The sequence below is a fragment of the Alicyclobacillus dauci genome, assembly GCF_026651605.1.
Taxonomy (GTDB): domain Bacteria; phylum Bacillota; class Bacilli; order Alicyclobacillales; family Alicyclobacillaceae; genus Alicyclobacillus; species Alicyclobacillus dauci.
On sequence record NZ_CP104064.1, the window covers coordinates 2,884,974 to 2,906,363 of the forward strand.

At 53.0% G+C, this 21,390-nt stretch carries 19 protein-coding genes; 2 read left to right on the forward strand and 17 right to left on the reverse strand.

The window, feature by feature from the left end:
• Positions 1–60: 60 nt before the first annotated feature.
• The 17 genes from NZD86_RS14650 to bshC all read right to left on the reverse strand — a co-directional run bounded on the left by NZD86_RS14650 (position 61) and on the right by bshC (position 19,732).
• Positions 61–444, reverse strand: a complete 384-nt coding sequence (locus tag NZD86_RS14650; protein WP_268042811.1) for a small basic family protein — start codon at positions 442–444, stop codon at positions 61–63.
• Positions 441–1,181, reverse strand: coding sequence for a DUF881 domain-containing protein (locus NZD86_RS14655; protein ID WP_268042812.1), 741 nt, complete (start codon positions 1,179–1,181; stop codon positions 441–443). Before NZD86_RS14655 ends, NZD86_RS14650 begins: the two co-directional genes overlap by 4 nt.
• A gap of 11 nt (positions 1,182–1,192) precedes the next feature.
• Entirely contained in the window at positions 1,193–1,909 is a 717-nt protein-coding gene (locus tag NZD86_RS14660) for a DUF881 domain-containing protein (protein WP_268042813.1), read from the reverse strand.
• Positions 1,906–2,727 (reverse strand): cell division protein FtsQ/DivIB, encoded by an 822-nt coding sequence (locus tag NZD86_RS14665; protein ID WP_268042814.1) that lies wholly within the window; start codon positions 2,725–2,727, stop codon positions 1,906–1,908. The genes NZD86_RS14660 and NZD86_RS14665 overlap by 4 nt, the downstream gene beginning before the upstream one ends.
• Before the next feature lie 83 nt (positions 2,728–2,810).
• The gene (murA, locus tag NZD86_RS14670; RefSeq protein ID WP_268042815.1) at positions 2,811–4,073 is read right to left on the reverse strand and encodes a UDP-N-acetylglucosamine 1-carboxyvinyltransferase; all 1,263 of its coding nucleotides are present in this window, start codon (positions 4,071–4,073) and stop codon (positions 2,811–2,813) included.
• A gap of 6 nt (positions 4,074–4,079) precedes the next feature.
• The gene (gene murB / locus NZD86_RS14675; RefSeq protein ID WP_268042816.1) at positions 4,080–5,003 is read right to left on the reverse strand and encodes a UDP-N-acetylmuramate dehydrogenase; all 924 of its coding nucleotides are present in this window, start codon (positions 5,001–5,003) and stop codon (positions 4,080–4,082) included.
• Between the two features lie 215 nt (positions 5,004–5,218).
• Positions 5,219–6,322, reverse strand: a complete 1,104-nt coding sequence (gene murG / locus NZD86_RS14680) for an undecaprenyldiphospho-muramoylpentapeptide beta-N-acetylglucosaminyltransferase (RefSeq protein ID WP_268042817.1) — start codon at positions 6,320–6,322, stop codon at positions 5,219–5,221.
• A 26-nt stretch (positions 6,323–6,348) separates the two neighbouring features.
• A complete protein-coding gene (gene spoVE, locus NZD86_RS14685) occupies positions 6,349–7,470 on the reverse strand; it encodes a stage V sporulation protein E (protein WP_268042818.1) in 1,122 nt (373 codons plus the stop codon).
• A gap of 118 nt (positions 7,471–7,588) precedes the next feature.
• Positions 7,589–9,007 (reverse strand): UDP-N-acetylmuramoyl-L-alanine--D-glutamate ligase, encoded by a 1,419-nt coding sequence (murD, locus tag NZD86_RS14690; protein ID WP_326492571.1) that lies wholly within the window; start codon positions 9,005–9,007, stop codon positions 7,589–7,591.
• A 101-nt stretch (positions 9,008–9,108) separates the two neighbouring features.
• The gene (gene mraY, locus NZD86_RS14695; RefSeq protein ID WP_268042819.1) at positions 9,109–10,077 is read right to left on the reverse strand and encodes a phospho-N-acetylmuramoyl-pentapeptide-transferase; all 969 of its coding nucleotides are present in this window, start codon (positions 10,075–10,077) and stop codon (positions 9,109–9,111) included.
• 12 nt (positions 10,078–10,089) lie between these two features.
• Entirely contained in the window at positions 10,090–11,583 is a 1,494-nt protein-coding gene (locus NZD86_RS14700) for a UDP-N-acetylmuramoyl-L-alanyl-D-glutamate--2,6-diaminopimelate ligase (RefSeq protein ID WP_268042820.1), read from the reverse strand.
• 48 nt (positions 11,584–11,631) lie between these two features.
• Positions 11,632–13,605 carry a stage V sporulation protein D gene (locus tag NZD86_RS14705; protein ID WP_456057546.1) on the reverse strand — a complete coding sequence of 658 codons (1,974 nt, stop codon included), beginning with the start codon at positions 13,603–13,605 and terminating at the stop codon, positions 11,632–11,634.
• 213 nt (positions 13,606–13,818) lie between these two features.
• Positions 13,819–16,047 (reverse strand): penicillin-binding transpeptidase domain-containing protein, encoded by a 2,229-nt coding sequence (locus NZD86_RS14710; RefSeq protein WP_268042821.1) that lies wholly within the window; start codon positions 16,045–16,047, stop codon positions 13,819–13,821.
• Positions 16,048–16,055: 8 nt separating this feature from the next.
• On the reverse strand, positions 16,056–16,442 hold the full coding sequence (locus tag NZD86_RS14715; protein ID WP_268042822.1) for a septum formation initiator family protein: 387 nt from the start codon (positions 16,440–16,442) through the stop codon (positions 16,056–16,058).
• A 23-nt stretch (positions 16,443–16,465) separates the two neighbouring features.
• Positions 16,466–17,401, reverse strand: coding sequence for a 16S rRNA (cytosine(1402)-N(4))-methyltransferase RsmH (gene rsmH, locus NZD86_RS14720; RefSeq protein ID WP_268042823.1), 936 nt, complete (start codon positions 17,399–17,401; stop codon positions 16,466–16,468).
• Between the two features lie 27 nt (positions 17,402–17,428).
• Positions 17,429–17,860: a division/cell wall cluster transcriptional repressor MraZ gene (mraZ, locus tag NZD86_RS14725; protein WP_268042824.1), complete on the reverse strand. Its 432-nt coding sequence runs from the start codon at positions 17,858–17,860 to the stop codon at positions 17,429–17,431.
• A 234-nt stretch (positions 17,861–18,094) separates the two neighbouring features.
• Complete coding sequence (bshC, locus tag NZD86_RS14730) at positions 18,095–19,732, reverse strand: bacillithiol biosynthesis cysteine-adding enzyme BshC (RefSeq protein WP_268042825.1); 1,638 nt, start codon at positions 19,730–19,732, stop codon at positions 18,095–18,097.
• A gap of 182 nt (positions 19,733–19,914) precedes the next feature.
• Here bshC and ymfI point away from each other — a divergent pair, with 182 nt between their 5' ends.
• Positions 19,915–20,685, forward strand: a complete 771-nt coding sequence (ymfI, locus tag NZD86_RS14735) for an elongation factor P 5-aminopentanone reductase (RefSeq protein ID WP_268046893.1) — start codon at positions 19,915–19,917, stop codon at positions 20,683–20,685.
• A gap of 138 nt (positions 20,686–20,823) precedes the next feature.
• Positions 20,824–21,384: a hypothetical protein gene (locus NZD86_RS14740; protein ID WP_268042826.1), complete on the forward strand. Its 561-nt coding sequence runs from the start codon at positions 20,824–20,826 to the stop codon at positions 21,382–21,384.
• Positions 21,385–21,390 lie beyond the last annotated feature (6 nt).

Genomic DNA, 21,390 nt, shown 5'->3' on the forward strand with positions numbered 1-21,390 from the left:
TGCGATTCTCTATCTATTTCCACACGTTTTTCGACAATCCTCTTCTGTCATGAAAAATATTCACGACTGGATGTGCCGTGTCGCGTTATCCCTCTTGATTTTCCGTTGTCGAAGGAGAAGGAAAGTGTTTCGCCGAATGGCGGCGATATTTTGGAACAAGCGTACACCGAATGCCACGACCGCCGCTAAGTACAAATCTACGCCCAGTTGGTTCCCGATGTATGCCAACAGTGCAGCAACAAGTGTATTTGTGAAGAAACCAGTCAGAAAAACCGCTCCGTCAAAAGACTTCTCCAAACTCGCACGAATTCCTCCCAGAACCGTATCGAGTGCGGCCAAAATGGCAATGGAAAGGTAGCTCGAAAATGCCACGGGAATCGCAACGTGTGTCACGAGCCCCAAGGCCACACCAACAACGAGTCCTAGTACTGGCAGCCAGATCATGAGCCGCTTACCTCCTTCGCCCATTGTCCAGGCAATGGCCCATTATACCCTGAGACTTGTACACCCGTGGCATTTGGATACGGCGTGACTAAAAAGTCCTCGCCCATTTCATTAAAATAGAGTGCTAAGTTCTGCACCGTCATGGCCGCCTTCATGTTTTGAATATCCCCAACAGCAGTGATGACGTAAGGCATCGTGATTGGATGGCCGTTAATGTGCACACCGCCAATTCCATCGATACCCGTCACCAAACGAATCGAGGACGTTGTCACAAGCCTTTGTCCATTGATACTGATAGCCGTTGCACCGTTCCCAAATAGGACGTTGACCACTTGCGACAACCACTGGTCAGCCATACTTGGAAAAGTCCCCAGTTGATCCGGAAAATCATTGTGATGCTGATAATCGTCTTGAATCATGATGGTCAGACCGGGCCCCGACACCGGCGAAATGCCAGCTTGCTGCTCAACAGTACTCTTATCGTGCTCGAGAGCCTGTTGTAAACTCGCGGAACTTCCACTTGCAGCGTGGTACTCATCCAACTGTGCATTGGCTTTGGAAATGTCATCTTCAAGTAGCTGGTGCTCTTGCGCTGCTTCTTGAACCTGTGTCCGAAGGTCGATATAGCTCGTCGGTTTGCTGTCATATGACGGTCTTGACGTGATCTGAACGGTCAACATGAACCCGAATGCAGCGGTAATTGCCGTGATGCCCCAGACTAAACTTCTTTGCTGCATGCCTTGCCACCTCAATTCCCAGTTGAAGATTCCAAAGGATCCGTATACGCAGGCATCTGAATGTCCGACTTCACTTGCGGAGTCGATACTTTGAGCCCCTGTTGACGAAGCTGATCCAAGATGCCCCCTTGAATCTGCAGGGCGGACTTCAGCGTATTGGGATCCCCAATGGCATCAATTTCAAACGGCGCGCCCAGTCGGTGACTGTTGACGGAGACCACGGGACCTTGGCATTCGACAGCGGACGTGGCAACAACACGATAATTGTTAATGGATACGGCTTCCGCGCCAGCTGTAAACAGCTCATTGACAACGCTCCGAACATTCCAGTCATGCGTGAGAATCTGTTCAATATCCGTACCGCTTGCGCCACCATCCATCATGGTCACAGAGATGCCCGGTCCGTGTACAGGCGTAATGCCGGCCAAAATCCGCTCATCTTGCAGGCGCGTCTGCAGTTGCTTCAATGCCTGACTGGACCCAGTCGATTTTTGCTCATACGTACTCAAATCTGCCGTGACTTTGGCAAGTTGTTGCTCGGCATCCTGGTTCGATTTTTTCAGGTCCGTCAACCTCGTGTTGAGCTGACGATTGACTGCCGATCCGCCAGCATCAGCCGAGCCGAGGCGCGCAGACAACTCCGTCTGACGATATCCAAGGGAAACCATAAATCCCAACACAACCGACACCACTGTCAGAGAAAGGGTTAATTTTGTGGTCGTCTTCATCCCGTAGCTCCTTTCTGGCCACTACTGCTTTGTCCCGAGTTGTTGGTGCCTGAGCCCGGTATTCCCGAGGCACTCTGCTGCTTGGACGCAAACGGTGTATAGCGATACGGTGGCGGACCGCTCAGATCGATGGTGCCCGGCTTGTACCCTTTTTGAATAAAGTACTGAACCGTCGGCTGCATGACGTTAATCGCACCTTCTAAACCCGTATTGTCGGCTATGACGACAAACCCGTTATCCAAATACATCGAAACTGTTCCGTCGCCATTTGCATGTAACTCAGACACGTTCGATAGAGCATTCGCTCCTATTTGTGCAATCTGTTTACAAAGCGTCGTAACCTCCGGGCTCACGGCTTGTCCCATTGCGATATTGGAGTGAGACCCCGTAACAACCGGAAAAGGCAACCCACTCGTGGGCTCCATCGAGGAGTAGACGACGCCATCATCCAAGAGCTCGTAAAACTTGCCAGAGGACTCATAGATGGCAACAACGTGCCGCTCCGTGACACCAATGTGGACTGAACCCTGCAGCCAGTTAGTAGAAACCTGGATGGATTGGACCATCGGCTCCATTGACGTGATTTGACTGGAAATCTTTTCGCCGTTCACCTGCCACAAACTCTCACCGGAACGAATTCCGCTGTCCTTGACGATTCGAGTGTCTTGAATGGTCACATTTCCCGACACGTCGACATGCCGGACCCGAGACAGCGGTGATTCCAACACGACCACGATCCCGATGAACACGAAAAACCCCATGACGATCTTGCGGTTACGGGACTTTCGACGCGCTCTCTCCTCTTGCGTCACCGCCATCTGCGGCATTACAACACGTCCTTTAAGACAAGGTCACGGCGGTGGCGACGGAGTCCCCCCCATCGCCACGGCAACCAAGACCATCATGATTCGATCACAACGCGCTCAATCCGCGCACCAAGTGTGCTCAGTTGCTGTTCTATCGACTGGTATCCCCGGTCAATATGGTGAACCCCGTCGACTTCCGTCGTCCCGTCGGCCATGAGTGCGGCAACGAGCAGGGCAGCTCCACCCCGCAAATCGCTTGCTGTCACACGAGCACCCGACAGCGAGGACACACCGCGGACAACGGCTGTACGCATGTCGACAGCAACATCAGCACCCATTCGTTTTAATTCGTCGACATGTTTGAATCGAGCCTCGAATACACTTTCGTGAATCACACCCGTTCCCGTCGACTTCGTTAGAAGCGCCATGAACGGTGCTTGTAAATCGGTCGGAAACCCTGGAAACGGCGCAGTTCGGAAATCGACGGCACGAGGTGGCGCTTCGCATTTAACCGTAATTATATCACGCTGCACATCCACCCGAACACCGGTGTCTCTCAGTTTTTGAATGATAGCTCCTAGGTGCGAAGGGCGCGCTCCGAGGATGGTTACCTCCCCACGAGTGGCAGCTGCTGCGACCATCAGGGTTCCGGTTACGATCCGGTCCGGAACGATACAGTAAGAGTGTCCATGTAGTGTTGAGCACCCGCGAATCGTCACGGTGTCACTTCCGGCTCCTTCAATAGAAGCGCCGGCAGCCATGAGAAACTGCGCGAGATCTTCCACTTCCGGCTCTCGGGCAGCATTTTCAATGGTTGTTACGCCGTCGGCAAGAGTAGCTGCCATCATCAAATTTTCTGTGGCTCCGACACTTGGAAAATCGAGCGTGATAGACGTACCGTGCAGTCTGCGTGCGGTACACTTGATATATCCGTGTTGTTCGTCGATTTTTGCACCTAATTGACGCATCCCGTGTAAATGGTAATCAATTGGGCGCTGTCCAATGACGCAGCCACCTGGCTTGGAGATTGTCACTTCGCCGAATCGCGCTAAGAGCGGACCCATCAGAAAGATGGAGGATCGCATACGCTGCATCAGATCAGCAGGAACGTTTGTACTCCCAATTGACGAAGCATCAACTTCGACTGCACCTGGTCCACTCCATCGCACGCGAGCTCCAAGCTGTTCAAGGATCTGCATCATGACCCTGACATCCTCAAGTTCCGGTACATCTTCAATGACACACGTGCCTGCCACCATCACTGTTGCTGCCAAAATTGGAAGCGCCGCATTTTTTGCACCATACACACGAGTTTCCCCGTGAATGGGCACGCCGCCCTGTATGCGTAAGATATCCACACCCGGTCACCTCCCTGAGGTCTGCTCGCCTAAAACCCGGACCTCAGTTTCCATTTCGACTCCATAACGTTCGCGGATGGTGTTCTGGGCGTGTCGGATGAGCCAGAGAACGTCCTCGGCCTTGGCGTCTCCGTGATTCACAATAAAGTTGGCGTGTTTTTCGCTGATTTGTGCGCCGCCTTTGCGGAATCCCTTCAATCCTGCCGCCTCAATTAAATGTCCAGCGTGCGTCCCTTCCGGATTCCGAAAGACAGACCCACAGTTGGGCAACGACAAGGGTTGCGTCTCGACACGTCGCGTCGACCACTGCCTTACTTGTGCAATAAGCGAGTCTCGGTCTCCAGATGTAAGCGAGAATTTCGCCCGGACGACGATTCCGGGATGGTCTTTCAAGGTGCTGTAGCGATAACCAAAACGGAATTCCTCATTCGTAAACCGCCTGGTATCCCCATTCAAATCCATGACATCCGCCCATTCGAGCACTTCACAAGTCTCCCGACCATACGCACCCGCATTCATCATGACGGCACCACCGACCGTCCCAGGAATGCCCGTTGCGAATTCCAGCCCGGATAATCCGCTGCGAACTGCAATATTGGCCGCAGACACATATGAGCGTCCACTCATGGCGACGACCGAATTCCCTTCTACTTGAATATCAGCGAATTCGTCATGGAGTTTGATCACGACACCTCGAATCCCGCCATCCAACACGAGGGCATTCGATCCGCGACCAATGACCGTAACAGGCAGCCCGTAGTCATGAGCCACTCGCACGGTACCTTGCAATTCCTGTTCACTTTTCGGAATAACTAAGACATCAGCCGGACCACCGATTCGCCAGGTAGTATGTTTTGCCATCGACTCATTGAGGCGAACATCCTCAATTCCATATGACGAAAAGACTGGTAATATTGTTTCAGAGACCATGCGCGAACCTCCATTGTCGATATTCAACACACGCCTACGCCCAGGTTCCGCATGGCATCATATGCGGCTATATCAAAACTGTGCGGTTATCCACGGTAGCCCATTTGAGAAACAGATTATGTACACGCGAATAAAACAGGCACGGTCGGCGCACCGTGCCTGTCTTCATTGTAACGAATGCATCCCAGATGAAAAGGACCTGACGGTCGAACAAGCTACTTTTTGCGGGCTACTTCCTGGACGATCTGGTAAAATCTATTGACCGCATCAGGCATTCCGTTAGCTTTTGCGCACGCCTTCATCTCACTGAGTGCATCATCATGCATTCGAGTTTCGATGGCTTCCCAAAGCCTGTCTTCCGTCAAATCAGCTTCGCGGATCATCGATGCAGCTCCCTTATCCACCAAGCGTTTCGCATTTTCCTCCTGGTGGTTTGCCGTGACATAGGGACTCGGTATGAGAATCGAAGCAATCCCGAGCGAGCACACCTCGGCGAGTGTGCTGCTGCCGGCGCGGCTGATGACGAGATCGACGTGGGGTAGTAGGCTCGGCATGTCGTAGAGAAATGGATGGACCGTGACATGTCTCGGCAAGTCGTGAAGCGACGCGGCGATTTGATCATAATGACGTTCTCCCGTGACGAAAATCACGCGCCAGTCGTCGTGCTCGGCGAACCTCGGAAGCAACTTGGTAATGACATCGTTCACGGATTCCGACCCGCGGCTGCCGGTGAAGATGAGCACCACTTTCTGGTCGCGCAGGATGCGATAGTTGTCAAGTGCTTCGCGTTTTGCCCGCGTATCGATTTGCAGAACTTCGCTTCCGCGCGGGTTACCTGTTAGCACGACACGCTTAGCCTTGCTAAAGAATCGCTCACTGCCTTCAAACGAGATGGCCACTGCATTCGTTCTGCGCGCGCACAGCTGGTTTGTGAGTCCCGGGCGCGCGTTGCCCTCCCACACGACACTGGGAATCCGGAGTGCGTGTGCTGCAAAAATCACCGGCAGGGTGACGAACCCTCCAGTGCCGACGACGACGTCCGGCTTCCACTGCTTGAGCAGTCTTTTCGCTTGGAAGTAACCCCGAGCGGTTTTCACGAGTGTGCGCAGCGCGCTGAGGGAAACCTGTCGGCGAAGTCCTGCTGCCTCAACCTCTTCGAAGGGAATGTCGGTCTTTCCTACAATAGACTGCTCCAGTCCTTCCCTTGTTCCGATGTAGTGTGCCTCCCAAGCGCCTGGCTGGGATTGCATATAATGCCAAAGGGACAGGGCAGGGTAAATGTGCCCGCCAGTCCCTCCACCTGTAAATACAACTTTCACGATATCACCTCTGACGAGGACAACGTTTAACGCTGCGGGAACACAGCTTGCTTGGAGATATTTAGAAGAATCCCCACGCCTGTCAGCATCAGTGTCAATGACGACCCACCATAACTGATGAACGGAAGCGTAATTCCCGTCGCCGGAATCGATCCGGTAACGACCCCGATATTGATCAGCACTTGCACAGCAATCATGCCAGTAATGCCCACCGCAAGTAAAGACCCGAATTCGTCTGGTGCGTAAATTGCCGTCCGGACACCCCGCCAAACGAGGACACCGAATAATAACAGTAAGGAGAGACCTCCTAGGAAGCCGAGTTCCTCACCAATAATGGAGAAAATGAAATCCGTCTGCGGCTCCGGCAGATAGAGAAACTTCTGTCGGCTATTGCCGAGTCCGAGCCCCAAAATGCCGCCCGATCCCAATGCATACAGCGATTGGATGATCTGATATCCTTCATCTTTCGGATACTTCCAGGGATCGAGAAAAGACACGACGCGCTGAATTCGATACGGTGCCATGGCAACGAGGCCGCCAAACCCTAGCAGTCCCAGCCCAAAGAATCCGCCCAAATGGGTCAGTCGAGTTCCCGCCGCAAACATCATGAGCAGCGTCGTTCCCATAATGACAACGCTCTGACCAAGATCCGGTTCCAGCATGATCAGCCCGACGGCAGTGAGCGACAGGCCAAGGGGCGGCATGAAGCCGCGCCACAAGGATTGCATCCGCTCTCCGGATTCACTTAACAGGTGTGCTAAGAAGACGATGAGCCCAAGCTTTGCAAACTCAGACGGCTGAATACCGAGGGAGCCAAAACCAAGCCACGCTTTCGAACCGCCCCGATTCACACCGATCATGAGTACCAACACCAGCATGACGAAACTGATGATCGCTATCTTTGGCGCGTGTTTCCGCAAGGCGTGGTAATCGAACCGAGCAAACCAGAACATGGCAATTACGCCTAGAATAGCCCATATCATTTGGCGCTTGACGTAGAAAAACGGATCGCCGAATTTGTTCGCAGCGATGACCGACGAAGCGCTGTGCACCATGACAATGCCCAGACAGAGCAAAATGACGATGACACCGACAATTAAGTAATCAAGTGAACTTCGAGCTGTTTCAGTACTGCGGGATCGAAGCACGGATGCCCCTCCTCAAGCGCCGACGACGCGCCTCACAGCGAACGTCGTCTACGTGCTAGCGTAGCGCGCCATTCAGAGGAGCTTACCTTCGTTCTTGTCCTACAGAATGGACACGCAATTACAGTCTATGCACGGCCTCTTTGAACATGCTTCCCCGTACCTCGAACGACGTAAACATATCCCAACTCGCGCACGCCGGAGACAACAAAACAACGTCGCCGACAGACGCCACCCGATGTGCTTGTTCGACAGCGGCTTCCAGGCTATCCACGAGAGTCACCGAAGGAATGCCCGCAGCATCGCATGCAGACTTCAATTTTCCCTGTGTCTCTCCAAGCAGGACAGCGGCTTTGACACGTCCTTTGATGTCGGGAACGAGATCGTCAAACATGATTCCTCTGTCGAGCCCTCCGGCAATCCACACGACATTGTGTGGAAAGGCACTCAGTCCCTGCCGACAAGCGGCCGGATTCGTCGCCTTAGAGTCGTTGTAGTAGCGAACCCCAGCGACTTCTCGAACGAACTCCAACCGGTGCTCGACACCTTGGAAAGTCAGGCCGATGGTCCGAATGGCTTCGTCCGATGCCCCTGCCGCTGCAGCAATCGTCGCAGCTGCAAGGAAGTTTTGCAGATTGTGCCCGCCTTTGAGTGCCAGTTCATCGACGCGCATGAGCGATCGCGGCCGGCCCCCAGCCACCATCACGATATGGCCGTCTGTGACCCCTGCCCCATTCTCAAAATCCGTTTCACGGGTGCTGAACCAATGGACGGTGGCGTCAAGCTTGGCTGCGCCGGGACGGACGAGATCGTGATCACGGTTGAGAACGGCCACATCGTCCGCCGTCATGTTGTCGAACATTTTCCATTTTGCGCTCTGGTATGCTTCGAAGGAACCATGGTAATCCAGATGGGCAGGAAAGAAATTGAGCAGGGCTGCAATTCGAGGGTGAAACCGCCACGTCCCCATGAGCTGGAAGCTGGATACCTCCAGTGCGATTGGTTGCGACGGTTCCAAGGTTTCCACTACCCCGGACACGACCGTGCCGATGTTTCCCGCAACCGCAGGACGTTGCCCATCAGCTGTGAGCATTTCACCGACAAGTGTCGTCGTCGTCGTCTTCCCGTTCGACCCGGTGATGGCGTAGATGGGAGACCGAGCAAACCAGCTGGCCACCTCGATTTCTGTAAACACTGGTCTCGCCTGCGCTACAAGACCTGCAATGAGTGGCATATCATATGGAATGCCCGGATTTTTCACGACAAATTGCCAATCCGTGTGGAGCAAGCTCTCCGGGTGTCCACCAAACACAAAACGAACGCCTGCTCGTTCCAGGCGCTCCACCACCAAGTCCCCGTCCTGACGGACTTGTCGTTCATTTACGGTAACCCTAAATCCATGCCGAACTAAGAGCTCAGCAACTGCTGCACCGCTCTTGGCGAGCCCAACCACGAGCACTTCGCCGGAATGCGCCAGCCAGTCTTCTAGATTGTTTTGCGTTTCCATTTCATCGTCACCTTCTAATGCGTATCCAACCATGCCCCTGTGGGGGAAAAGTTCACAGAACCTATTTTAGCGGTTGTCCGACAAGGTTCACAGAATCAAATCTTGGGCGTGTGAACCTTGTCGGACACACTATTCTAGTGCGATAGCAAAGCGAGCGTTCCAAACGCACAGATAAACGACGCCAGCCAGAATACGAGGACGACCTCCCACTCTGACCACCCACCGAGTTCAAAGTGATGGTGCAGGGGACTCATGCGAAAGACACGCCGCCCAAATGTACGATAGGAAAACACTTGAATCATCACGGACAGTGCTTCCACGACAAATACCAACCCAAACAGGATGAGAGCCAACTCGCTGTGCGTGAGAACGGATACCGTCGCGAGTCCCCCACCAATGGCAAGCGATCCGGTGTCACCCATAAACACTTTCGCAGGATGCCGATTGAACGCCAGGAAGCCACCGAGTGCCCCCACCATAGCGGCACAAAACAGCGCCACATCGTAGTTGGTGTGCCAGTACGCGTACACAGCATACGCAGCAAACACCATGATGGCGCAACCGGACAACAGGCCATCCAAACCGTCTGTTAAATTCACCGCATTCGTTGTGCCGACCAGCACGACGAGCAAAAACAAGATATAGAACATGCCCACGGGTAAGACCCAATTCGATAAAGGAATATGTATCCCGAAAGAGTGGCTGCCGCCCTGCTCCCACAACATTAGTCCAAACAGAAGCACAGTGACAAGCGATTGCAACAAAAGTTTTTGTTTTGCCGTCAGTCCAAGATTCCGCTTCTTGACAATTTTAATGAAATCGTCCGCAAACCCAATCAGGCCGAATCCAACTGTTGCGAGAAGCAACATCAGTGTATCGAGACTACTTACCGCGAACTTCAGTGTCGTGAGAATCACCGCGAGCAGAATCATGAGGCCACCCATCGTCGGGGTACCCGCCTTCTTCTTGTGGTGCTGCGGTCCTTCTTCCCGAATCGATTGGCCAAACTTCAACCGATGGAGGAGTGGGATCGAGATCGGCCCAAGGAGTAGTGCGATGGTAAAGGCCGCAATGGCTGTAAAAAATAGTGCTTGTAAATCCAAGGTGACTTCCTCCTACACCTGTTCGTCAGAGACACTGGCCAGTACTGCGGCCCGGGCCTCTTCACGGTCGTCGAAGTGAATTTTTGATTTTCCAATAATCTGGTAATCTTCGTGACCTTTTCCTGCAATGACAACAACATCACCCGCACTTGCGCGTGCAATTGCTGCTTGGATGGCTTCTCGACGATCGACGATGCGCTCGTACTGCCCCGTGAGGCCCACAACCCCGGCTTCCATATCATCTAAAATAGCATTCGGATCCTCAGTTCTTGGATTGTCACTTGTCAAAATAGCGTAATCGCTGAGCTGGAGCGCCTTTGCCGCCATAATTGGCCGTTTTGTTTTGTCCCGATCACCACCGCAGCCCACCACAGAAATGACTTTTCCTTTCGCGAACTCACGGACACTGGAGAGGACGTTCTCGATTCCATCGGGCGTATGTGCGTAGTCCACAAAAATACCGAATGGTTGACCAGCGTCAACCCGCTCACATCGCCCAGGCACACCGCTGTAGCTCGCGAGCGCCGTCGCTATAGACTCCAGTGGAATCCCCTCGATAATGCCGACAGATACCGCTGCCAGAACGTTGTACACGTTAAAACGACCAATCAGTCCTGTATGCACGTCGATATCGCCCAGCGGAGTCAACACGGTCATGCGGACGCCGGTGTGATCAAGTTTAACACTCACAGCGCGCACGTGAGCTTGCTCGGACAAACCATATGTCAACGTCTGCGCCACCGATGCTTCAATCATGTACGAGGCATAAGAGTCGTCGACATTGACCACGGCATACGCATTCTCATGTCGTGTGTTTCCATACGTGTTCCCCAGTCTCGCGAACAGAAGCGCCTTGGCATGTGCGTAGTTCTCCATCGTACCGTGAAAATCAAGATGGTCTTGAGTCAAGTTCGTAAACACACCAATTCCGTATGCTACGCCTGCAACTCGGCGCTCTACCAGGGCGTGGGATGAAACTTCCATAACCGCATACGTACAATCGCTGTCGACCATCTTCTTGAGATACCCGTGTACGTCAACTGCTTCCGGTGTCGTGTTAGCGAGGGGAAACGCCTCGTCCCCGATGCGGCCTCCGACCGTACCGAGCAGGCCTACTCGCTTTCCCGCGGTACAGAGGATATGCCGAATGATATGCGTCACCGTTGTCTTTCCATTGGTTCCCGTCACGCCAATTGTTCGCAGTTGGGATGAAGGATGTCCGTACAGGACATCGGCCAGGATAGCTGATACCCGGCGACAATCCTCTACGACCACTTGGGCAACAGGAAGCTCAGGCAACTGACGTTCCACCAGCAGTGCGACGGCACCTGACGACACGGCTGCTTGCGCAAAGTCGTGCCCGTCAACCGTGTGACCTGGCACCGCAACAAACAGGGTTCCGGGCGTGACTCGCCGGGAGTCCGCCTCGATTGCCAACACGTCCGGGTCGTCGGACCCATATATCTGATAGGAAAATAGCGGTTGTAATAGCTCGCTTAACCGCACTTTTGTCCCTCCTAGCAAGCCTACAGCAGAATTTAGTCCACGCCCACTCTATTGGTTTTGATTCGCCTTGTCAATTGACTTCGAAGAGGTACCATCACCTAAGTACAGGCGAATGGTTGACCCATCGTCGACCTTCGATCGACCCGGAGGGGATTGTGCGATCACCGTCGATCCCGCCCCCAAAATCTCCACGTTCAAACCGGCCGTGTTCTGCAACGCCAGTTTTTTCGCATCTGCCACGGACAGGCCCGTGAAGTTTGGCACGTCAACCGGTACGACGTCTCCATAACGATATTTCTTTTGCAGACCTTGTGTCGACGGTTGCACGCCCAATGTTTGCAGGCTGTCCTGAAGAATATTCCCGACAATCGGAGCGGCGATCACGCCACCAAAGACAATTCCGTGTTTCGGATGCGGATTGTCAATCGCAATATAGGCAATCAGCTTGGGATCATTTGCCGGCGCCATCCCAATAAATGAGACGATGTAGTGCCCGGATTCGTATCGCCCATTCTTGGCGACTTGTGCTGTACCGGTCTTACCTGCAATTCGGTATCCATATTTATAAGCATTGCGCCCACTTCCGTTCGCGACAACACTTTCCAACGCACCCCGCACTTTGGTGGCTGTGCTCGCTGAGATCACTTGCCGGACGACCGTTGGCTGCGCTTCCGAAATGACTTGTCCTGTCTCGTGATTCTGAATGTCTTGTACGACATACGGCTTCATGAGTTTGCCGCCATTTGCAACCGCACCAAGCGCCATCACCTGTTGAATCGGTGTCACGGATACGCCTTGGCCAAATGCGGTCGTCGCCAACTCAAGCGGACCCATTTTGTTCTCTTTGAACAGGATACCGTTGCCTTCACCCGGCAAATCGATACCTGTCTTCTGACCAAATCCGAACTTCTTGACATACGATAAAAGAGTCGTCTTACCCAACCGTTCGCCCAGTGCGATAAACCCGGGGTTACACGAGTTTTCCACGACATTTAAAAATGTTTGGGACCCGTGACCACCAGCCTTCCAGCAGCGAATACGGTGTCCGGCCACTTCGTAGTAACCGGGATCGTAAAAGCCGTCATTCAAATTGACCTTGTTTTCCTGAAGTGCCGCAGACAGGGTGACAATTTTAAACGTCGAGCCCGGCTCGAACGTTTTCCAAATCGCGAGGTTTTGATTGTAGGTTGACTGCGGATAATTGCGCCAGTTAGCAGGATCAAATGTGGGGTAATTGGCCATCCCCAAAATCGCCCCCGACTTCGGATCCTCCACAATCGCCGTGACGTTGTCCGGATTGTAGTCCGCTACAGCTTGTTCGATCTCACGCTCCACATACTGCTGAATCTGACGATTGATAGTAAGCTTAACATCATTCCCGTCGGTCGCCGGCTGCACGGCCTCACCTTCGCCCGGCATCAGTTCCCCGTTCGCTTTTGCGTAAAAGGTGATACTGCCCTTGACACCCTGGAGGACGTTGTCATACTGCTTCTCGATACCGGTGATGCCCTGGTTGTCCGATCCAGTGATGCCAAGCACCTGCGCCGCCAGGTTTCCGTATGGGTAAGCCCGCTTTCCTTCCTCGGTCATATAAATGCCTGGGAGGTTCAATTGACGTACTTTCTCCGCTGTCGCTTCGGACATTTGCTTGCCGCCCGGCTTCAGGTATACCATTAACTGTTTTTTCTTTAATAGATTCAGTATTTTGTCTTCCGGCATGCCGAGTATAGGAGCCAATTTTTGTGCCGTTCCCTCTTTGTCTTTCACTTGACTGGGCACAGCCAACAGCGAAGGTGCACTGGCCGTGTAAGCGATTTTCTCGCCTTCACTGTCGAGCACGCTGCCCCGTATCCCAGACAACGGTATTTCGCGTTCCCACGACTGCTTCGCCATTCCAGAGAGCCATTTGGATTGAAGGACCTGCACAAACACCAGACGGCCCATCAGCAAGCAAATGGCCACAAGCAGCATAAGTAACAGCAGCACCAACCGACGCCGCATCATCCCTCGAGTCACCCGCACGTCGCTCGCCTCCAAGCTTGTTCATCGAGATCATCGTATGCGGACAACTCCCCGACTAGAAGCGATTTGGTGTACGGGTACCTACCGAGTCACGTTCCATGGTTAGAAGCGAGCCAGTAAAAGAAAAGCCGCAAACTCTATCAACAACGAGTTGCGGCGTTATTCCTGAGACGTCATGTCCTGTGCAGGCAGGGAACTCTCATCACTCAGTTTTTAATTTGATGGCGATGGCTGCAGCGAAACGCCAATGGTCGTTCCACTGCCCACTTTCGTCCCAGACGGAACAGTTTGTTTTGTGACATAACCCGTTCCCGTCGGGGAAATTTTCAACGACATGGCAGCAAGCAAATTGGTCGCATCGCGGAGCGACAAACCAGTGAGGTTGGGAACAGCAACTTGTCCACTGGACCCCGTCTGTAACAATCCGTACAGGGTGCTGCCCTTGGCCACGTCAATGCCTGGTGCTGGCCACTGCTTCTGGACGTTACCGCTGTCACCAGCGAACATGTTGTTGAGTCCAATTGACTTCAACTTGGCTGTCGCGGCCTGTTCGGTTAGGCCGACGATGTTTGGCGTTTTGACGTACTGTACTTTGTTTGCGCCCGCCGTCTGGGTTGCGACATTCTTGACGGTCCCCGTCGGAGGAACGTGGTCATACTGGAGAACGTCTTTCATAATGTCGCGTGCGTACGGTGCAGCAATGGTGCTACCCCACGTATTCGCCTCCGCCGCCTTCGGCCAGTCTACCGTTACGTACACTTCGACAACCGGGTGACTTGCCGGAGCGTAGCCGATAAACGACGTGATAAATCGATTGCTATAGTACTGTCCCGTTTGCGCATCCACGACCTGCGCCGTACCTGTCTTTCCCGCTACGTCATAGCCTGGAATCTTAGCGACTCCGTCAATCCCGTCTTTGCCCGATACGTCCAGTACCATCGTTTGATTGACCGCATCCAACACATTCTGAGGAATAAAGTTCTGACGCACGACCGTGGGCGAAAACTTCTTCACTGTCTTCCCATCCGGGGAGATGATTTGGCTTGTGATATATGGCTTCATCAATTTTCCGCCGTTCGCGATGGCGCCCATGGCCGCCATCTGTTGAAGCGGAGTGACAGCGATACCCTGTCCGAAGCCCGCCGTGGACAACTGAATGGTGCCACGTTCTGAGGGCGGGAAGATGATGGAGCTGCTTTCATTCGGCAAGTCGACTCCCGTTTTATTGAGAAAACCGAACAAATCCATATAGTGAAGCAAATTAGGCCACCCGAGCGCCTGGGCGATTTTTGCAAATCCCACGTTACTAGACCGCTCGAGTGCCTGTTGATATGTGATAGTTCCCCAGCCTTGCCCGTAATTCCAGTCTTGAATGGTATGACCCGCAACTTGAGTCGTACCCGACTGGAATGTCTGGTTCAGCGACACAGACCCAGTTGCTAAGGCCGACGTTAACACAATGGGTTTAAATGTCGATCCCGGCTCAAACACACTGCTGACAGCCCAGTTTTGCGACAGTGCGTTTGGATCGCTGGCGGTCCAGTATGTGTTGGGATTGTAGGTAGGCCGGCTGGACATCGCCAAAATGGCCCCGGTCTGCGGGTTGGTGACAATGATGGCCGCATGTTGGGGCTGATATTTTTGAACGAGACTGTCCATCTCGTTTTCCACGTACCCTTGGACCGTGTCATCAATGGTCAATTGTACGCTATCGCCTGGCTGTGCCTGCTTTGACACGTTCACGGAGCCAGGAAGCGGAAAACCATAAGCATCCTGTTTGAAGTTAACCGTCCCATTGTAGCCAGCTAGGAGCTTGTTGTATTCGTACTCAACGCCGCCTTCACCAACACCAGAGTTTAATGCCACATACCCGAGCGTATTGGCTGCAAACTGACCATACGGATAAAAACGTTGTTCAGTTGGGCTATACGTAATGTCAGCAGACCACTGTGTCTTCTTGTCGTCGGGAGCCCAAAGATGATGTTTAAACGCATCCTCAAGTTGACTCTTGACCGGTTCCAACACTGGGTACGGCCACCGCACCCAGTGGGCGCTTCCCGTCAGTTTGGCGACAATCGTGTTCGGTGTTGTACCCAGAATAGGTGCTAAAATTTGTGCAACTGCCGTGGCGTTCGCCTTTAAATCGTCAACCTTGATGTCCACGTAAAATGCCGGAACATCGTAGGCCAGCTTGTTCCCTTGCGCATCTAAAATGGACCCACGCGGTGCCAGCAACACATGGCTGACATCCACCGATCGACTTTCGTCCTTAGAAAGTTGCTTTCCATATACCTTCTGAACGTCGTATACGCGCCACAACACTGTACACAGCGCCAACACCAACGTACCTTGAAGGACCCATATACGCGCCTTACTGCGGCGTGCTTGTCTCTGTGGCGGCTTCCGCTTGTTCGGTTTCCAACCCGAGTTGTAATTGTTCATTTACGACATCACTTCCCAGAAGGAACGGGAATAACCGTAGGCTTTGTCGATTGCATCCCCAGTTTCGTCGCTTCACGGAGAATCCGTGCAGGCTGTTTCAACTGAGCCACATTCGCATCAAGCGTGGCATTGATTGCGCTCTGTTGTTGAATCTGCGTTTGCAACCGTGTATTTTCATAGCTTGCCTTGTAGACCGCGGCACCACTGTTGGCGACGAGCCAGACCGCTACAAAGCTCGCAACACAGCAAAAGCCGAGACTAATTCGATTGAAGAGACGAGCTGCCCTTCCCTGTGCTCGGCGCGCCTGGCGCCCATTGTGATGATCGTGTTGGTTTGGCGAACGTACAGCACTTTGCCCCATTTGCGGAGCACGAATTTGTTCTGCGGCAGCCATCCTTCATTTCCTCCTAATGCTAATCACAATTTCTCAATCGTGCGCAATTTTGCCGATCTCGCCCGGGGGTTCTTCGTCTGCTCATCTGCCGACGGTTCTATCGGTTTGCGGGTCACTAACTTCCCGCGCGGAGTCCGTCCACAGGTGCATATAGGTAATTCCGGCGGGCAGATACAGCCAGTTGCAAAATCACGAAAGGTCTGTTTGACAATCCGATCCTCTAATGAATGAAAGCTGATGACAGCCAGGCGTCCCCCAGGTGCCAGCAGCGAAAATGCAGATTCAAGTCCCGCTTCCAAAACACCCAATTCATCGTTCACAGCAATCCGAATCGCTTGGAATACACGTCGCGCCGGATGAGGCCCTGTTCGTCTTGCTGCGGCTGGAATGGCTGATTTGACGAGTTCAGCGAGTTCCAGGGTCGATGTGATCCTTGCCTGTTCGCGTGCTTCAACGATCCGCCGCGCAATCGAACGGCTAAACTTTTCCTCGCCATAGCGAAAGAAAATACGCGCCAATTCGTCCTGCGATGACTCGTTCACAAACGTTTCGGCCGTAATCGCCTGTCGCCTGTCCATTCTCATGTCGAGCGGGCCGTCAAAACGATAGCTGAAACCCCGCTCCGCAATGTCGAATTGGGGGGATGATACGCCGAGATCGAACACAATGCCGTCGACCTGTTCAAGCCCCAAGTCGTTCGCTCTTTCTGTCATGTCGCGAAAATTGCTGTGCACGAGCTTGAGTCTCTCCGAAACGTCAGCGAACCGCGCTTGCGCATTTTCGATAGCTATATCGTCTTGATCAAACGCAATAACAAGTCCATTCGGGCTGCTCCGCTCAAGGAGCAGAGCAGTATGCCCGCCACCGCCGAGCGTGGCATCAATATAACGCCCGCCGGGATGGGGCAATACAGCATCGACAGTCGCTTCAAGTAATACAGTTTCATGCTGAAAATCCAAGTTTGACTCTCCTTATTCCCTACCACGTCAGAACGAAAAGTCCACCAATTTTTCGGCGATGTCTGCAAACGACGTTTCCGCCTCATCTGCATAATTGTTCCAAACGCTCGTGTCCCAAATTTCAACACGGTTGGAGACACCGATCAGCGTGCAGTCCTTATCCAACTCCGCGTAATCACGCAATTTCTGCGGAAGAAGAATGCGCCCTTGTTTGTCCAATTCGCATTCAGACGCCCCGGAGAAGAAAAAGCGGACAAAGGAACGTGCATCAGCGCGGGTCATCGGCAGGGCCTTCAACTTGGATTCTAATATCTGCCACTCAGGCATGGGGTATACAAACAGGCACTTGTCGAGACCGCGTGTGACAACGAATGAGGTGCCGAGCCCGTCACGAAATTTGACCGGTACGGTCAGCCGCCCTTTCGTATCGAGCGAATGTTCGAATTCACCCATGAACATGCCATGTCACCGCCAAGTCCCTGTTCCCCACTTTGCCCCACATCTCACCACAATAATAGCTTTTCGCTCCACATATGCAAAGTCCTTCAATGGAATTCGTCAATTTTAAAAAAACTCTTTGCTTCCTGATCACCGATGGTAATTGACATCTGGCGTTGTCATCGCAAAAAACGGTCGACCCCAGTTTTACACCGAGATCGACCGTTGAAAGGAAGATGCAACTATAATCTGGAATTACTCCACAATGATATCTACATAAGGGGCCGGCTGCCGGAAATTTTCCCATGTCGGCAGTGACTCGAACCAGGTTAGACCGAGCTCAGCCCATACATTGATTGGGCAGAGCCTTCGCTCCTGTTCGTGACCGTCAGTCCAGAACCAATGCTCGATCCGACGCAACTGCCCGACGTCGTCAGAACGTCGTCGCTCGGCCAGACGGTAGATCTTGTGTTCCAGCTTGGAGAGGAGTGTCTTTTGTTTTCGATGTTGCCGGTTCACAATGTCCCGTACCTGTGGTCCAAACTCCTCGTATACGTCCACAAAGCCCTGTAGCGCTGTGGTCAGCGTCTGCTCCAGTGATGAAACCCGGTCGTGCAAAGACTCCGCAACATCCTGTAGGGCGTGGCGAGCGACGAGATCGACTGGTTCGTGAACGTCCTCAAAGGACACGTTCCACTGGTTCATGGTCCGCCAGACCCCTGGGCTGGCAATACGAAGGCGCTGACGCATGATAAGTGGCGGGAGAGATCTCTCATGTGTATGGAAAACAGCGCGTGACAGTGGATGGTATGCCAATTCGGATGGCCCGCCCACGTAAGCGAGTGTCGGTATCAAATGGTCTTGGATGACCGGCCGCAACAGCACATTTGAACTGAACAGTTCAGGTGATTCTGTTGCCAGATCCACCCATTCAGGTAACTCTAGCTTTTTGCCGTGTCCCCTCGCAACAAATGCACCTTCGCGATTTTTCTCGATCACATAGCGCTTTCCGTCAATCACGTGAAAGACGGTTGAATGCGCCGGATCTCGAATCACTTCATGTGCGAACCCGGCTTCCTCTACCTCTCTGTACGCTGCAGCCAAATTGTCTTGCAGTACATCAAAATCACGCAGGGTACGAGCAAAAACAGGCGCGACAAGTTGACGGAGACCAGGTAAGCACGGATCCAAGATGACGATTGGGTGTTTCGATAATAACCTTGCAAGCACCCGGGCAAACCAGACAGACAGGGTATCCCCATCAGTCCAACACACCTTGAGGGTATGCAACATTTCGGATTTATAAGGAAGCTCTGGTATGGACTCTCGAAGAACGTCCAAAACTTCCCGCACTTGCGTATCCGACAAGGGGCTGTAAAACACCATCTGGTGCGTATCAAATTGATGCTTTAAAGAGATACGTGTAACATCATCGTCTTCGTTTAGTATGTAGGCGTGATCGACTTCGGCAAAATCGTGATCTTCTGAGGCGACCCAGAATACAGGAACGACAGGACGACCGAGAAGGCGCTCCATTTCCACAGCGAGACCGATGGCCGATAGCGCCTTGCTGATGGAATAGAAAGGCCCAGTTAACAGGCCTGCTTGCTGACCGGTGACGACAGCTACACTGCGGCTATCAAGTAATTTCTGGGCCGCAGCCAGTTGCGTCGTGGAAGCGTTGATTCGTTTTCCGTAGTCAACTAACGTCTCTACTAAATTACGCCGATGGCTCTCCGTAAACCACCCGGTCACGGCTTCTGCCCGGCGTATAAATGTCTCGTCCTTGGTGGGGTCCTGGTGATCATACAGGTGCGCAACGCGTTCAAAGTCAAACAGTTGCGCGTCTGTCAGACGGTTTCCCGTAGGCGCCTGATGGATTGTACATTTCAAAGCCGAACAGTCCCTTCAAGCCATTTGCAGTCTATGCTACATATATTGCATACTCATTCGACGTACATGATAACAACAATTGTCCACTAAAGTAAAATAAGTACGAAAAAATTTCTATCCAATACAACCGATGGTGGAGCTTATGTTGGTTTCATAGAAATTGTACACGAGGAGAGATCGATATTTCACGCGATACGCATTCACATTCCCACCAAACTCTACAAGGCCGTGTCGCTATCGTAACCGGCGCATCGAGAGGCATTGGTCGGTCAATCGCTATTGAACTCGCCAGTGCGGGAGCAAGCTTAGTGGTCAACTTTCGTCAAAACCAGGACCTGGCTGAGGAAGTCGTAGAGCAGTGCCGTTCCCATGACGTACAGGCCATTGCTGTCCAGGCAGACACGTCGGATGAAAAGGCAGTCAAGCACCTGCTCATGAGCGCGACCGAGCTCGGCATACCGGACATCCTCGTCAACAACGCAGGCGTATCCCATTACGGTCTGTTAATGGACATGTCTCTCGAGACTTGGAAATCAGTCATCGACGTGAATTTGACATCCAGCTTTCTCTGCACTCGCGAAGCGATTCCGTTGCTGCGACGAAATGGCCGCGGACGAATTATTAACATCGCATCCATTCACGGCCTGTCGGGTGCATCGTGTGAAGCGGCGTATGCGGCAAGCAAAGCTGGGGTGATCGCCTTGACGAAATCGCTAGCGCAAGAACTAGGAAGCCTCGGAATCACGGTGAACGCCATTGCGCCGGGTGTCATCGATACCGACATGATGGCGTCCTTTTCACGCGAAGAGCGCGAAGCTATGGTGGACGAAACACCACTCAATCGACTTGGTCACCCAACCGATGTGGCGGCGATAGTGAGGTTTCTCGCATCGGACGAAGCTGGTTTTATCACGGGGCAAACGATCCGGGTTGACGGTGGGCGGATTTCCTAATTTGGCCGTGCACGGGCCATAGTCTACACGGAGGCACTATGACTGTGCATTGGTTACATCAGCACTGCGTGCAAAAGACCAGGTTGGTGGCCGTGCACCAACCTGGGACCTCCTTTGTGTGAAAGAGAAGTGAGCGAAATGGCGAGATCGACAAGGCGTCTCAAGCGATTGAGTGCAAGTGCAGAGTTAAACAAACGAATCCGCGCGGAGGCAAAAGCACTTGGACTCTCACATCAAGAATACTTGCGGTTGACCCTCGCGATTTCGAAAGCCTTGCGTGAATCGTTCGGTGCGAGCGGTAAAGTACCACCGAAAGAGCTCGTCATGCTTGTAGAAAGCCCGATGTTCTCCATGCTGCTCCGCGGTATTGTTCAGACCGCTCTGTCGTCCGTAAATGGAGATAGTCTTCGTTCAGAGACGGATTCATCCAGTTCGTCGCCTGATATGAGTGATGAACAAGGACCATCGCAATCCATACCAGGCAATATGGCGCAACCCCGAGTTCCAGGCAGGCATCCTCAGATGAATCCATGGAACACACCGCGTCCTGTCATGCCGCCGCGCCCATTGCAGCAGTACCCCATGCCCCAACAGCCCGTATACCAACCGCCGACGCAGCAGCAACCCGTGTACCGGCAAAACACCCAAGAGCAGATTCAGCGTAGATCCGTCGAAACTCCAGGTCTTCCGTTTTCATGACGAATC

What these genes read in the sequence shown, in the direction of transcription:
- NZD86_RS14740 (WP_268042826.1), top strand. Translation starts at nt 20,824, where the DNA reads ATGGCGAGATCGACAAGGCGTCTCAAGCGATTGAGTGCAAGTGCAGAG.
- NZD86_RS14715 (WP_268042822.1), bottom strand. Translation starts at nt 16,442, where the DNA reads ATGGCTGCCGCAGAACAAATTCGTGCTCCGCAAATGGGGCAAAGTGCT.
- NZD86_RS14650 (WP_268042811.1), bottom strand. Translation starts at nt 444, where the DNA reads ATGATCTGGCTGCCAGTACTAGGACTCGTTGTTGGTGTGGCCTTGGGG.
- NZD86_RS14710 (WP_268042821.1), bottom strand. Translation starts at nt 16,047, where the DNA reads ATGAACAATTACAACTCGGGTTGGAAACCGAACAAGCGGAAGCCGCCA.
- NZD86_RS14660 (WP_268042813.1), bottom strand. Translation starts at nt 1,909, where the DNA reads ATGAAGACGACCACAAAATTAACCCTTTCTCTGACAGTGGTGTCGGTT.
- NZD86_RS14665 (WP_268042814.1), bottom strand. Translation starts at nt 2,727, where the DNA reads ATGGCGGTGACGCAAGAGGAGAGAGCGCGTCGAAAGTCCCGTAACCGC.
- mraZ (WP_268042824.1), bottom strand. Translation starts at nt 17,860, where the DNA reads ATGTTCATGGGTGAATTCGAACATTCGCTCGATACGAAAGGGCGGCTG.
- murB (WP_268042816.1), bottom strand. Translation starts at nt 5,003, where the DNA reads ATGGTCTCTGAAACAATATTACCAGTCTTTTCGTCATATGGAATTGAG.
- murD (WP_326492571.1), bottom strand. Translation starts at nt 9,007, where the DNA reads ATGGTTGGATACGCATTAGAAGGTGACGATGAAATGGAAACGCAAAAC.
- NZD86_RS14655 (WP_268042812.1), bottom strand. Translation starts at nt 1,181, where the DNA reads ATGCAGCAAAGAAGTTTAGTCTGGGGCATCACGGCAATTACCGCTGCA.